This window comes from Solobacterium moorei (assembly GCF_036323475.1).
Taxonomy (GTDB): Bacteria; Bacillota_I; Bacilli_A; order Erysipelotrichales; family Erysipelotrichaceae; genus Bulleidia; species Bulleidia moorei.
In genome coordinates this window covers 2,472,507-2,486,633 of record NZ_AP028934.1, presented here as the reverse complement: position 1 = coordinate 2,486,633, position 14,127 = coordinate 2,472,507, and the positions used below count along the sequence as shown (strand labels likewise).

The window sequence follows — 14,127 nt, the reverse complement described above, 5'->3', positions numbered from 1 at the left end:
CCTCCTAACACTATTATTATATGATACTTTGACCTAAAGTCAAACTCGATAATCTACGACCTTTTTACTTTTACTCTTGATTCTGATACCAATGTGTCAAGTCTTCCAGCATTGCTTGACGTTGTATAGGGTTGTTATTTTCAAACCATTCTACATTCATCTGATGATGGAACCAGGTGTACTGACGCTTTGCGAATTGGCGAGAATGTTTCTGGATCTCTTCTTTGACTTCTTCAAGGGATTTCTTCCCTTCGAAAAGGGCTTCCCATTCACGATAGCCAATCCCCTTCATACATGCGTCTGTAAAGGATACTCCTTGCTGTAATAAGCTTTCTACTTCTTGTTGTAAACCTGCTTCAAACATCTTTTCTACACGTGCATTAATACGTGCATAAAGTTCTTCACGTGGCATTGTACAGCCGATAATACGTGCATTATATAACATACGATGTTCTTGTTCTGCTATGATCTCACTCTGTACTTTTGGACTGCGTTTAGCAATGGTCAAGCTCCGTAGCAGACGTCGACGATTATTTGGATGAATCTTCTCACTTTGTGTAGGATCTAATTCTAATAATTGTTGGTACAGTTCTTCATTGGTATAGTTTTCTAAATCTGTATCAATACCAGCACCACTTTCATTACTGAATTGATAATCATACAGGCATGCCTTTATATAGAGACCTGTACCACCGCAGATAATCATCGGCTTATCACTATGGTCTATTAGGTCTCTCGCTTTTGCTTGAAAGTCCGCAACCGTATAACTTTGCTTAGTTGTATAAATATCAATCAAATGATGTGGTACACCATCCATCTCCTGGATTGTCACCTTACCAGAGCCAATATCCAAGCCTTCATAAACCTGTATCGAATCTCCACTGATGATCTCACCATTTAACTTTTTCGCAAGTTCAATCGCAAAATCACTCTTTCCTACTGCAGTAGGGCCAACAATGACAATTACTTTTTTCATCGTAAAAATTCCTTTACCAAGGTCTTTTCATCCAGTGTGATAAAGGTTGGTCTGCCATGTGGACAATGATATGGATTTTCACATAGAGATAATTGACGCACTACCTCCTTCATTTCATCCATCGTTAGACTACGATTAAAGCGAATGGAATGATGACAAGCCATTGTCGCAATCTTCTTCTTTTCCATGCGTGCATACTTAATATCACGATCATTTTTAAAGAGGTCAATCACATCATTCAAGAATTGTATTTCTTCAATATCCTGCATCCATACTGGTACACTATGTACAACCAATGTATCTTTCCCAAATGGTTCAAATACCACATGGATATCTTCTACTGCCGCATTAATTTCTTCAACCCGTCTTACAAGATCGTTACCTGCATGAATTGTAATTGGCACTAAACAATCCATCATCACAGGATCTTGGTTTAACTTTGCTTTGTACTCTTCGTAATGTACACGTTCTTGTGCCGCATGCTGGTCAATGATGACAAGCCCCTTCTCCGCTGCACAGAGAATGAATTTCTCATGAAGCTGACCGATGACTTCCATCGGTGGGAAAACTTGCTGTTGGGGTTTATATTCTGGATATTCCTCCTCAAACTGTGTTGAGACTCGCTTGAGTTCGGCTTCCGTTTCCGCAATTTCTTGTTCTAATGTCACTTCCTGCTTCTCCACCTTTTCCTCTTGTGGTGTAGAAGCAACTTTTTCAACAATAGATTGTCTACGCTGTTGTTCCTTGCGATACTCCGCCTCTTGAATCAAACGATCAGTATCGAAAGAAATTGGTTGATAATATTCTTGTCTTGCTTCGCGAACTTCCGCCGCAGGCGCAAGAATCGTACCACGTAACATATTTGCAACATTATTTTTAATGAGTGTTTCTAATTGAATTTCCTTTGATAAACGTACCTCCCATTTTGAAGGGTGTACGTTTACATCTAAAAGATGTGGATCCATTGAAATATCTAAGACACAGATTGGATATCTACCCTTTACGATGAAGTCCTCATATCCATCTTGAACTGCTTTATATAATTTATACGTTCTTACCATTCTACCATTTAAGAATAGATTCATTCCTGTACGGCTAGCACGTGTAATGCTTGGCTTAATGAGATAACCCTTCACTGTATAATCAAAGTCACTAAAGTCTACAGGAATCGCATTCTCTGCAGCCATTCTACCAAACACCTGATATACAACTTCTAAGAGATTTCCCTGTCCGCTTGTACGGAAGGATTCTCTATCATCGCTGCGTAAGATAAACGCAATCTCTGGATGTGATAATGCAAACTTTGAAACGATATCTTGAATCAGGGATGCTTCATATGCAGCTGAACGCATATGCTTTAGACGTGCAGGTGTCTGATAGAATAGACCCTCTACTGAAATCTCTGTTCCCTGATTACATGGGTATGGTGCAACACTCTCCACATTGCCATAGGCAACAACAACTTTTGTCGCATCCTTTCCATCTGATGTACTTAATACCATTCGAGATACAGAAGAGATTGATGGTAGTGCTTCACCTCTAAAGCCCAATGTATGAATTGACCATAAATCATTCTGTGATTGAATCTTAGATGTCGCATGACGACCAAAACAGAGTTGTGCATCTTGTGCATCCATACCGCAACCATTATCAATGACACTCAATCGTTGGATGCCACCTTCTGTAATATTCACTTCTATGCGAGTACTACCTGCATCGATTGCGTTCTCCACAAGTTCCTTAACGACACCCATTGGTCTTTCTACGACTTCACCAGCCGCTATCATGTTCGCTGTTAATGTATCTAATTGTTTAATTTTTCCCATATTTTTTACCTGCGTATATTATACTATAATGATTTGTGAAAGAGGTTATCATGCGTCTAAAAAATGAATTCCGCAAAGAAACTGTTATCCAAAAATCACGATTTATCGCCTGTGCAACCGTCGCAAAGACCGAAGAAGAAGCCAAAGCATACATCAACTACATCCGTGATGAATTCCGTGATGCGACGCATGTATGTACCGCATACATCGTCGGAGAAAACGATGCGTATCAAAAATCCAATGATAATCATGAACCTGCAGGTACAGCTGGTATCCCTATCCTTGAAGCGATTCGCAAAGCAGGGCTATCTGATACGGTAGTCTGCGTCGTGCGTTACTTTGGTGGAATAAAACTTGGAGCCGGTGGATTAATTCGTGCATATGGTGGTGTAACCAATGCAGTTCTACAAGAAGCCTATAAAGTAATAGACATGTCTATCGCTACCTGGCATGTAAAATATCCATATGAGTATATCGGCAGCGTAGAAAACTGGATACGCAATCATACAAGTGATGCTAGTTTTGATTATGATGACAATGCACATGCGTACTTTGCAAGTAACGAAGAAAATCTGCAAGCTATCTTCTCTGATCTAACAAAAGGAAGTGCAGAAACAGAAAAGACAGGCTCCACTCTTTATGAAGAACCTGTCAATGAATAACTATTTCTTTATAAACATGATATTCATATCAACGTTTGTTGAGATACCATCTACAGTTCCAGCATCAGTATACTGCCAAATACTAAAATGATAACTAAAGTTTGGTGCAGAGGAATAATCCGCTACCCAGAAATCATAATCATGTAGATAGTTTATCTCGAATACTGTCCCAAATAATTGAGAACTGCTGTATACCATTGCTTGGTAGCCAGCATTTTTTATATGGTTCATAAATGTAACAGCTGCTTGCGTACGCTCCTCAGAAGTGGTACTTTCTACACGGTCTTTCGCATTACTTACTTCTTCTAAATCAAATACAATTGGTAGTTGTAGCTTGTATTTCTTTACACGTTCTAAGACAAAATCTGCCTCTGCACGCGCTTCTTCCGCGGAAACCGCTTGGGAGAAGAAATAAACACCTACATCAATTCCATTTTCTATTGCGCCTTGGATATTCTCTTCAAAGTACGCATCATCCATGAGAGCACCTGTTTCATATCCACGATATCCTACTTGAATCATCGCAAACTTCACACCACTGTTTTTAACAGCTGCCCAATCAATTGATTTTTGGTGTGACGAAACATCGATACCAATCACAGATGTATATGTATCATCCTCATAGGCTGGAAGCCCATTTCTCCATGTCAAGTTATTCCAGTTATATGTATGCATGTTTGGATCAGTCTCAACAAGCTGTTCCTCTTGCAAGAATTGTCTTGCCCGATATGCTTGCATATAAATATTGCGAATCGTCATTAATATAAAACAGATTACCACCGCAGCAGCGATGGCCCACGTTCTCTTTACTCTTTTCTTTCTACGATAGTATCTCATCAATTACCACATCTGTCTAAATCCTAGCAATGAAACTGGATTGAAGAGCTTTCCAAGCGTATGTTGAGAAACGATTCCCTCTTTTGACTGTCGCAAAAAGAGAACCCACACAAAATGACATCGATAGAAGTATTGCCCATACCCATAGTGCTGCAAGCGTTTGGAATAAAATAAATATTCCCGTGAGTAATATAAATACTGTTGGAGCAAATATAATTTTCGCTACGTTACAATATACATCCTCTGGTTTTTGTCCTTCTCGGCGGTTTAGGTAACAATACGTATAAATACTACCTACAACAGCGATTGTTAGTCCAATTCCACAGATAATACATCTTAAGATTAGAATATTCGCAATCAGATTCAATACTACAATGACAACTGATGCCGGAAATGATAACTCACTACCTTGAAAAGGATTTTTCACGACTTTCCACAGAGTAATAAGATCGAACTTGCAGAAATGAAACCTTGAAAATATACTTTCTTTCACAGCCTGAGGCTGTGATTGTACCAGCTGCTCTACAGTTTTTGCGCCGCAATAGCCGCAGAACTTGCTTTTGTCAGATATTTCTTTTCCACAATCCCTACAAATCATTTGGTACCTCCGTAATTGGTTTTTATTATAACACTATATTCATCATTCCAATTAGCGACGTATGTAATTTAGTAATTCCTCTAACGTTCCAGAAATGATTTCACTATCTTCTAGCATGGTTTTTGTTTTAACATTGTAACTAAAATACAGTAGTCGTGTTAGAATGTATGCTAACTCATTTCACGTCTGCCGGTTCCCACTGCAATATATATCTGACGAAAGATACTTAGAATCACATATAACTCTTCTTGCAAGATTCCAATGCGGGCATGAAATACTGGTAAATCGTCCGTTAGCATTTTGATATATTTTTCTTCTTTTGTAATTCTCCCTCATCTTTCTCGCACCAATGAAGAAGGATCGCATAATGACCTAGATATGTCTTTCTGAGACTTTGTATATACCTTGATATTTTTTATCATTGCATGTGCAACGCTTGGAGATGTTTACGAGGATTGAAATGAACTAATAGATGAAAACGAATGAATATATTTTGATAACTCATTACCTGACTGCAAGCATGGTATTTTTCTGCCAATAAGAATAAAAGCCGTTATATAGTGAACCACAATAACGACTTGATAAGATAATCTGATTTTGTTCATTGAAAAGAAACAGAAACTATCGCTTTTGGCTATATTTGTGTAAATAACTTCTGGATTATCTAATTCAAGTATTTAAACACAAAATCAGTTATATCGACTTATACAATAAGAAATAAAGTGAACCACCTTAGTCATTGTCCAACTTTTAGGAGTTCACTTTATTCTTCTCATGTATTAGAGTGTTTTGCTATCCCTATCCTCAATATGGGTGTCGTTTAAATTCATGCCTTGGGATAGAACTATCTCTTTGTGACATCTTTTTCTGCATTGATTTCCAATAACTTATTTGTTAATTGGTTTTCAATACGACGTAATTCAAGCTGTGCAGCTTCACGCTTGTCACGGCCTTCCTTCTGGATGCTCAATACTTCATCCAATGTAGAAATTAACTGTTCATTTGTGTGCTGTAATGTTTCGATATCAACAATACCACGTTCACTCTCTTTCGCTGTTTCAACAGTTGCTTGGTGCAATGTTTTCGCATTCTTCTTGAGAAGTTCGTTTGTCATATTTGTAACTTCGCGTTGCGCTTCCATTGCTTGCTTAGAGTGTGTGATACCTAAAGATAATACAATCTGATTCTTCCAAAGTGGAATTGTATTCGCAAGAGTACTCTGAATCTTCTCAGTCATAAGAGTATCGTTGTTCTGTACCAAACGAATCTGTGGAGCCATCTGGATAGAAACCTGTCTTGTTAGTTCAAGGTCATAGAGCTTCTTTTCAAAGCGTACACAAGCCTGCTCTAAGTCATTTGCCTTCTGCGCATCTTCAGGTAAGCCTGTCTGCTTTGCCTTTGCGATTAATGCAGGTAATTCATTTGCACGAACATCCTTTAGCTTCTTACGTCCAGCAACGATATACATGCTTAATTCCTTGATGTTTATTTGGTTGCGTTCATAGAGTTCATCTAATAAAGCGATATCCTTTAACAATTGGATCTGATGATCTTCTAAGACACCTGCAATCTTTTCAACGTTAGCTTCTGCCTTGTCATAGCGAGCTCTAAACTCTTCAACCTTTGATTTACCTTTATCAAATAAGTTTGCGAAAAATCCCTTCTTCTCATCAGAGTCAGATGTATTCTTTAAATTTACAACAAGATCTGTGAGGATATTTCCGATTTCACCTAAGTCCTTTGTACGTACATTCTTTAATGCTGTATTTGAGAAATCCGTTACTTTCTTCTGTGCAGCAGAACCATACTGGAGAACTGTATTGGAATCCATGATATCGATCTTCTGTGAGAAGGTATCGATTGTCTTTTTTTCTGCATCACTGAATTCTGTTGCCTCGATTGGGTCAATAGATTTTAGTTTCTCATCTTCTTCAGCTGCCTTTTTCTCTTCTAAGTCAGCTAACTGTTTTTGATTTTCTTCTTGAAGCTCATCAGGCGTTAGCGTAAGAGTGATTTCTGGCTCTGTTTGTGTCTGTGCCTGTGCCTGTGTTTGTGTTTGATTTGTATTATTCTCGCTCATGTCATTCCCCTTCTGTCATATAGATTTAGTATACCACGTTGTTTTTCAATTGATATTCATTTTTTCTCGCGCTGTCTACGAATCAGATATGTAATAAGTCTAATAATTCCTAGCAGTACTGTGATTGCAATAATGATTGCTAGATAGATGCGATAGCCAAAGGCTGAGGTGTTTTGGAAGAAGCGTATGAAACTGAAATGCTTATCCTTATTCTTCTGTACTCTTGCGGTTTGGTATTGTGCTTTCATCTCAGATACTCCGTTTACTTTGCCCATATCTAAGATATAGCGTGTGATTGCTTGCCATTCTTTTAGCTCTGTGCCATCTGCATTATATAGGATCATATCCGAGAAATCTTTAATCTCATGGCCTGAGGCATCGTATGTATGAATATCTAACTGGTTGAATGTCTTCTTAACTACCGATGGCAACATATTTGCGATATATAAGTTCGTTACCACAGGGTATAGCTTATCTTTTTCTACAGGTATATAGAAACCTGCATTCGTTCGAATTTCCGCATCAACTACATGATTTAAGATAAAGCGGTAATCGGAGTAATGATACTGCATACCACTAAAGAATAACTGTCCATCCACCATCATGTCCTTACCCACACTGCGGTCTAATTCTGCAACTTTGATTAAATCAGAACCCTTCATGTATATACGAATCAGTGGATATCCAAGTAAACCATCATTTCCTTTGCCAAGATTTACCGCATCATATACTTCTCCAACTGTGATATCGCCCTTCACAAGTCCAGAACGGATAATACCTTTTGCGGTTAAGCCTATCGTAAATGAAGTATCTTTTGTAGTTAACTTGCTTGCATATACATAGGCGTCTGTAATGAGGTCTGCCATGGAGTTTCCTGTAAAGGCTGGGTAGTCTTCATATACATCTGTTAGTGGGAAATTAGTATACCCAATTGATTGATCCATTGTATATCCATATTGCTTGAGATAATTCTCATTTATATCTGTTTTATATTCTTGAATCTTTGCGTTGATCGTTTGATCGACTGGGCTTTCTGCCGTAATTGGAATCAATTGATAATCGATTTTCTCTTTTGTCTCAGCGTTGATATCTAACAAGCCAAGATACTTGCCAAAGCATCCCGCAGATACAATCCACGTTTTATTCTTATGGATCGGTTCTGTTAACACGGTATGGGTATGACCACTGACAATAACGTCGATGCCATCTACCTTCTCCGCAAGGATTTCATCCTCTGATTTACTAGGATCTTTATTTGTGCCACTATGAGAAAGGCAGACAATCACTTGTGCACCTTCTTCTTTTAGCTTCTGTACCGTCTTCTTGGCTGCTTCAATACGATCTGGGAATGTATTATTTCCAGCGGCTGTGTAATAGACACTATCTTCACCCATTACCCCAAATAAGCCAATCTTATACCCACCACGGTCAATGATTTTATATTCTGCACCACCATGATCTTCCCAAGCTTTCTTCAGCGCCTGTGATTTTTCATCCTCGCCAAATGTAAGATTACTGCAGAGGATTGGAGGTGTGTTGATAGAACTTTCAATCATCTTTGTAAGAGAAGTGACACCATAATCAAACTCATGGTTTCCAAGGGTCGTCGCATCATAGCCCATCATTCCTAATAAAGATAAATCAGGTGCACTCTTTTCAAATAATGCATTATAAAAAGTTCCCATTGAAAAGTCACCAGCATCTACTAGTACCGTATGATCGTTGCGATTTGCCGCAATGGCTCCTGCTAATTGCGCATATCCACCAATCACTTCTGGTTCTCTTGTTTCTGTATTCGTTACACGATAAGAATCAATATGGTCGTGTAAATCATGCGTAAATAGAATACGTACCGTCGAACTATCATTTGATGTCTGTTCTTCATCAGCGTATACAACTGTGGAAATCGTACTTGTCAGTACTGTCATTGCAGTTATAATTTTTAATAAAAATTTCTTCATGTTGCTAGCACCTCTGCGCTTTAGATTATATCATTTTGCATTATGAAAAGAATGAGGAAACCCCATTCTTTCATAATTTTATATATTTATCCTTCTAAATAATATGCATATGCCTTTTCAGCACGTCCAGCTGTATGAGAAGCACCTTCATATCTTGTAACGAAGATTGTAGCTGCCTCAGCTGCACCTTCTGCTGAATCCGCAACATTCTGTAATCCAACAAAAGTACTGTTATACGCACCTGTTAACTCATGTGTTAAGAAAGCTAGCTGTCCTTCAACTGTTGTGTAGTCGAGTCCATTATTTGCACAATAGTTTACTAAGTTCGTATATCTACCGCCACCCCATTGACATAAACCGTAATAGGATGAGCCTGCAGTTGGATTAAACTTGGATTCTTGCCACATGTTCGCAAGAACACCACAAGCTGCAGCCTTAGACAATCCAAGTGTACCTGTTAAGTAAGAGTAGATTGTCTGATAGTTGCCAGAAGTATCTACTGGACCAGAGGATACATACGCTCTTGTGACATTAATTGTATAAGAGACAGTAGAAACATTACCGTTCTTATCCGTCGCAGTTACTGTCGCTATATATGTTCCTGCTTTTGAGATATCACCATCGACCGCAACTGTATAGTTGCCCTTTCCGTTTTCCGTTGAAGCAGTTAAGCTACCATCAATCGGATCAATGACTGAGACAATATTTGAGAAAAGGTCATAGGAGCTTCCAGCCTTAATATCAACGCTGCTAGCAGCTAAAGTAATCTCTGCCGGTTTTGTGTCCACAACATTTACACTTGCTGTAAATGTCTTGGAATTTGTTAAACCAAACTTAGACTCCTTACCAGATAAAATCAGTTTGATTGGATATGATCCAATTGCACTAGCATCAATCTGTCCATCAATCTTTAAATCACCAGTATGTTCCGCAACGAGTGTGTGTACATCAAATGTACTTCCATACTCAGCTGTCGTAATACCGCTCATGTTAAGTCTTAATGAATCATATAACTTAGCCTGTGATAATAACATCTGCTTATTCATATAGTCTCTTCTTGCGAGCACATAACTAAGTGCCGTACCACCTACCATGCAAGCAGTCAAACCAAACGCAAGAAATTTCTTTGTCATCATTTGCAATCTATATTTCATATAAAAATCATACACAAAAATTAATTAAAACGTCAAATTTAGCGCATAAAATGCTCAATTTTCACACAAAATTACCATAATGTTTATTGTATCAAAACATGCATGCATAATATATATAAATCACTTTCAAAAAATACTTGCATATTCAACTATTTTATACATACAAACGTGCATGCATGTATATAGAAAAAGTGCTAAACTTCCACCTAGCACTTTTTAATACTATTTCTGTGACATCTTTAATAAATCTTCTAGTGTAGGAGAATCACTTGTCTTTGGAGGTTGAATCTTGATTGTGAAATCAAAGTCAGCCTCAACAAGTTCACTCATATCACTATCCGGATTTGACACTAACCTTGTGGATTGACGTAAGATTGCATCTTCAATCATATTACGTGCAAGTCTACCGTTACCAGCTTCCATTGGATTGATACTTTGTACTTCATTGAAGTACGCTGTCAACTTATCCGCAAGAGCTTCATCAATATGATAGCCTTTGCCCTTTGCTTGTAGACAAGCAATCTGATAGAGTTCTTCACCTGTGTAGTCCTTGAAGTTGATGATATTTGGGAAACGTGACTTTAAACCAGAATTAGACTCTAGGAATACAGACATTTCCTTCTTATATCCCGCTAGGATAACGATTAAGTTATCACGGTTATCTTCCATTGCCTTTACAAGTGTATCGATACACTCCAATCCAAACGCGTCATCTTTTCCACGATGTAGAGAGTACGCTTCATCGATAAAAAGCACACCGCCAATCGCAGACTTGATAACTGACATCGTTAATGGAGCAGTCTGTCCAACATACTGCGCTACCAAATCTGATCTCGATACTTCCACAAGCTGTCCCTGTGTTAATGCACCGATTGCCTTCATATAACGAGAAATCAATCTCGCAATCGTTGTTTTACCAGTACCAGGATTACCTGTAAAAATCATATGTTTGGAAAGTGTCGCAGTCTTCATACCCTGCTCTCGACGCTTTTGTTGCATCGCAACCAAGGATTGTAAGGAAGTGATATAAGCCTTCACTTCATCAAGGCCAATAATCTCACTTAATTCACGATTTACTTCTTCTAGTTCCTCACTGCTATTCCGTGAGCGACTCATCTGAATATCTTCTTCCTTGATTGTGATAACAGGAATATCATTCTTCACTGTCATCTTGATTTCTTCCATATTTCCCAGGGAATGGTCTAATACCGCCTGTCCTAGAGATACATAGAAATCATAGAAGTTAGAACTAATAGAAGCAGCACCTAAATCCTTATTAAAGTGTTGAATTACCCATTCCTGAACAGAATCTTCAACCACTAATTTAATCTTTAGGTTTTCTTCTGCTTTCTTGATTAAGTTCGCTGCTTGCACCTGAACAATCGAGCGAATACTTTCATCATCTAACTTCTTTAATGTAACAGTATCCAACACATGGTACATAAAGTCTGCACCAAAGGCATCTTGGACCTTCGATACACTACCAGTTGTCATAAATACAAGATATTTACCACCAACGCTTAAAGTATCAACGCTATCCTTCACAAGGCCGGTTTGATTTTCTACAAGTACACCCTTATTTAAAACATAGCGCTTGTTTAATACACAGCTACCTGTCGTAACCAGCGAACTAATCATACGTAAGAATGCTGGGAAACCATTTTCAAAGTTCTCAAAGCAGATAACAGAACCATTACCAGAGATTGCCTCATATAAGTCCTGTAAGAAAATCTGTTCCTGCCCTGATGATGTATAACGACCCATATCAATCGTATATACTTCATCACTGATAAATACTTGACGTTCATATAAAGAACGTGCCATCTGCGTAACTGCTTCGTGTCTACCAGAACCCACAGGGCCAGAGACAAGAATGACATTCTTCGCTTTTCCTGCTTCTTCACCCATTAAATATGGTCTTCTAAACGCATTTACCATCTGATGGATTGCGTCTTTTTGACCCATCACCCTTGAAATGATGACATTGTAGATATCATCGAACAGTTTCTGTGAATTAAATTCCTTCTTCTCTGTAGGTTTTTGTTCAATTTCGCTTAAACCATAGTCGCGCTTTAAATCACGCTCTAATACATCCATACTCATTGCGGAGATATCTAAAGGTTCATCCTTCTTCTGCAATGCCGCATGCATATTCTCTAAATCTTTTTGTTGTTTACGCAAAATTGCATTCAATTCCTGCATTGCTCGATCTGGCTGTTTTAGAATATTTAAATTCTGGTTCTGTTCATTACTATCAATACTTAATGTAATTTGTTCAGACGCATCTGTGGATTCATAAGCACGCTTTTTGCCTAAGACCTCATTCCAAAGTCTTTCTTTTTCCTCTGTTCTACGATCTTTCGACATTACTCGCCTCCTTTATGTCCAACTTCAAACATGCCATCGCTTGTTAAACCATCCTTCTTTAATACAGCATTTAAAGTAGCCATATCAGCAGATAGATTAATAAAGTCTTGGTCTGTGTAACTTGCAATCATATTCTTCATCGCATCATTGATTAATACGACCGTCTTGCCTAGCTTCTCTTTTGTTTCTTCGTAGTTAGGGTCTGTCTGTGCAGTCTGAAGAGCATCATATTGTTTTAGAATACGAACAAGGATTGGCAAATAGTATTCATACAACTTCTTAAGCTTTCCTTTGGATGCAGGGAAGGTTGTTTCTAACTTCTGTGCCTGTTTTAGAAGTGTGCATGTTTCAAATAATCCATTTGAAATTTCTTCATCTGGGATTGTATCGTTTAATGCATTAATCTGGTCAATATAGGTCTGTGCACTGGAGGATGGTTCTTCAGCCTTAACCTCTTCCTTCCTCATATTTGTTGGTGTAGCTTGTACATCGATAACATCTGTATTCTGATAGTCATCTGCCTGCTTAGAAACTTCTCTTAAAATCTGTTCATAAGATTCAGGATAGTTAGCACCAAATACATTTAGTCCACTTACCAAGATACCATTACGATATACATCTAAATTAGATAGTGACTTATATTCACCGTTACGTACACGTAGTTCAATTCCTGTACTAACGTTTAACGCAGTATGTGTTCTAAACCACTTACGTAAGAAGATGTTATTCTTTGCCATCTGTGATGCAGAAATATTTGATGCACGATTTCTAGCATAGTATGTAGATGACGAATAGCTAGCATATGGGTTTGATCTTTGCTCGTTTCTCTTCGAGGCATTTACCGCTGCCATTACAATCGCAAATACGATACCAACAATAATTAACATAGGTATAAATGTTCCTCCGCCAAGAAAAAATATTAAGAAGAATATCCAACCAAAATCAGAGTTCTTTCTGTTTCTCATTTTTATAACCTCTCACTAGTGAATTATAGCATATTACACGATTTTTTATATCTCTTCAATCGCATTCTACATACTTCATTTCATTTACGAATCACCAGAAAAATGCTAGTGTTGAAAACGAGAATACGAGGTAATATGAATAAATTTGTAAAACTATATATTTCATGGTTCAAAATTGGTCTATTTACCTTCGGTGGTGGATACGCAATGATTCCGATGATTCAAAAAGAAATTGTTGATAAACACCGTTGGGTAACGGCGGAAGATATCCTAAATTACTATGCAATTAGCCAATGTACACCAGGCGCAATCGCTGTCAACTTATCCACATTCATCGGCGGAAAAATTGATGGTTTCTTTGGGGCGCTTATTTCTACACTGGGGGTTATTACACCATCTATTATTATCATTAGTATCATCGCGGCTTTCTTATCTAACTTCTCTTCATTAGAAGTTGTAAAACACGCACTCGCTGGAATTCAGATTGCTGTATGTGTGTTGATGTTTGGTGCAGTCAAAAACCTATTTAAAACAAGCATTGTGGATATTCCTAGTCTACTCATCTGTCTTGTTGCATTCTTGCTAGCATACTTTACAAACATCCCAACTGTACTATTGGTAATACTAGCCGCGGTGTTTGGCTACGTATTCTATACATACAAAAATAAGATTCACCTCAAATAATCTGTGCCTTTTCACAG

Annotated in this window: 11 protein-coding genes; 2 read left to right on the top strand and 9 right to left on the bottom strand. The window is 38.0% G+C overall.

What is annotated here, in order from left to right; all coding sequences use genetic code 11:
- Positions 1 to 70 precede the first annotated feature (70 nt).
- Entirely contained in the window at positions 71 to 976 is a 906-nt protein-coding gene (gene miaA, locus RGT18_RS12465) for a tRNA (adenosine(37)-N6)-dimethylallyltransferase MiaA (protein WP_028078029.1), read from the bottom strand.
- Complete coding sequence (gene mutL, locus RGT18_RS12460) at positions 973 to 2,802, bottom strand: DNA mismatch repair endonuclease MutL (protein WP_028078028.1); 1,830 nt, start codon at positions 2,800 to 2,802, stop codon at positions 973 to 975. Before mutL ends, miaA begins: the two co-directional genes overlap by 4 nt.
- Positions 2,803 to 2,852: 50 nt before the next feature.
- Between mutL and RGT18_RS12455 the strand changes: the two genes are divergently transcribed.
- Positions 2,853 to 3,464 carry an IMPACT family protein gene (locus tag RGT18_RS12455; protein ID WP_037403791.1) on the top strand — a complete coding sequence of 204 codons (612 nt, stop codon included), beginning with the start codon at positions 2,853 to 2,855 and terminating at the stop codon, positions 3,462 to 3,464.
- Here RGT18_RS12455 and RGT18_RS12450 read toward each other — a convergent pair whose 3' ends face one another.
- The 7 genes from RGT18_RS12450 to RGT18_RS12420 all read right to left on the bottom strand — a co-directional run bounded on the left by RGT18_RS12450 (position 3,465) and on the right by RGT18_RS12420 (position 13,426).
- On the bottom strand, positions 3,465 to 4,301 hold the full coding sequence (locus tag RGT18_RS12450; RefSeq protein WP_051240968.1) for a glycoside hydrolase family 25 protein: 837 nt from the start codon (positions 4,299 to 4,301) through the stop codon (positions 3,465 to 3,467). It abuts the gene before it with no gap.
- A gap of 16 nt (positions 4,302 to 4,317) precedes the next feature.
- Positions 4,318 to 4,899, bottom strand: coding sequence for a zinc ribbon domain-containing protein (locus RGT18_RS12445; protein ID WP_028078026.1), 582 nt, complete (start codon positions 4,897 to 4,899; stop codon positions 4,318 to 4,320).
- A gap of 844 nt (positions 4,900 to 5,743) precedes the next feature.
- The gene (locus RGT18_RS12440) at positions 5,744 to 6,979 is read right to left on the bottom strand and encodes a toxic anion resistance protein (protein WP_156022806.1); all 1,236 of its coding nucleotides are present in this window, start codon (positions 6,977 to 6,979) and stop codon (positions 5,744 to 5,746) included.
- Positions 6,980 to 7,035: 56 nt separating this feature from the next.
- Complete coding sequence (locus tag RGT18_RS12435; protein ID WP_028078024.1) at positions 7,036 to 8,940, bottom strand: bifunctional metallophosphatase/5'-nucleotidase; 1,905 nt, start codon at positions 8,938 to 8,940, stop codon at positions 7,036 to 7,038.
- A gap of 86 nt (positions 8,941 to 9,026) precedes the next feature.
- A complete protein-coding gene (locus RGT18_RS12430) occupies positions 9,027 to 10,094 on the bottom strand; it encodes a phage tail tip lysozyme (protein ID WP_338176368.1) in 1,068 nt (355 codons plus the stop codon).
- Positions 10,095 to 10,316: 222 nt separating this feature from the next.
- A complete protein-coding gene (locus RGT18_RS12425; protein ID WP_051240967.1) occupies positions 10,317 to 12,461 on the bottom strand; it encodes an AAA family ATPase in 2,145 nt (714 codons plus the stop codon).
- Positions 12,461 to 13,426, bottom strand: a complete 966-nt coding sequence (locus RGT18_RS12420; RefSeq protein WP_028078022.1) for a hypothetical protein — start codon at positions 13,424 to 13,426, stop codon at positions 12,461 to 12,463. The genes RGT18_RS12425 and RGT18_RS12420 overlap by 1 nt, the downstream gene beginning before the upstream one ends.
- Before the next feature lie 135 nt (positions 13,427 to 13,561).
- Here RGT18_RS12420 and RGT18_RS12415 point away from each other — a divergent pair, with 135 nt between their 5' ends.
- Positions 13,562 to 14,110, top strand: coding sequence for a chromate transporter (locus RGT18_RS12415; RefSeq protein WP_037403789.1), 549 nt, complete (start codon positions 13,562 to 13,564; stop codon positions 14,108 to 14,110).
- Positions 14,111 to 14,127 lie beyond the last annotated feature (17 nt).

Coding starts and splice junctions, on each gene's coding strand:
- RGT18_RS12420 (WP_028078022.1), bottom strand. CDS start 13,426: ATGAGAAACAGAAAGAACTCTGATTTTGGTTGGATATTCTTCTTAATA.
- mutL (WP_028078028.1), bottom strand. CDS start 2,802: ATGGGAAAAATTAAACAATTAGATACATTAACAGCGAACATGATAGCG.
- RGT18_RS12455 (WP_037403791.1), top strand. CDS start 2,853: ATGCGTCTAAAAAATGAATTCCGCAAAGAAACTGTTATCCAAAAATCA.
- miaA (WP_028078029.1), bottom strand. CDS start 976: ATGAAAAAAGTAATTGTCATTGTTGGCCCTACTGCAGTAGGAAAGAGT.
- RGT18_RS12440 (WP_156022806.1), bottom strand. CDS start 6,979: ATGAGCGAGAATAATACAAATCAAACACAAACACAGGCACAGGCACAG.
- RGT18_RS12430 (WP_338176368.1), bottom strand. CDS start 10,094: ATGAAATATAGATTGCAAATGATGACAAAGAAATTTCTTGCGTTTGGT.
- RGT18_RS12445 (WP_028078026.1), bottom strand. CDS start 4,899: ATGATTTGTAGGGATTGTGGAAAAGAAATATCTGACAAAAGCAAGTTC.
- RGT18_RS12425 (WP_051240967.1), bottom strand. CDS start 12,461: ATGTCGAAAGATCGTAGAACAGAGGAAAAAGAAAGACTTTGGAATGAG.
- RGT18_RS12435 (WP_028078024.1), bottom strand. CDS start 8,940: ATGAAGAAATTTTTATTAAAAATTATAACTGCAATGACAGTACTGACA.
- RGT18_RS12450 (WP_051240968.1), bottom strand. CDS start 4,301: ATGAGATACTATCGTAGAAAGAAAAGAGTAAAGAGAACGTGGGCCATC.
- RGT18_RS12415 (WP_037403789.1), top strand. CDS start 13,562: ATGAATAAATTTGTAAAACTATATATTTCATGGTTCAAAATTGGTCTA.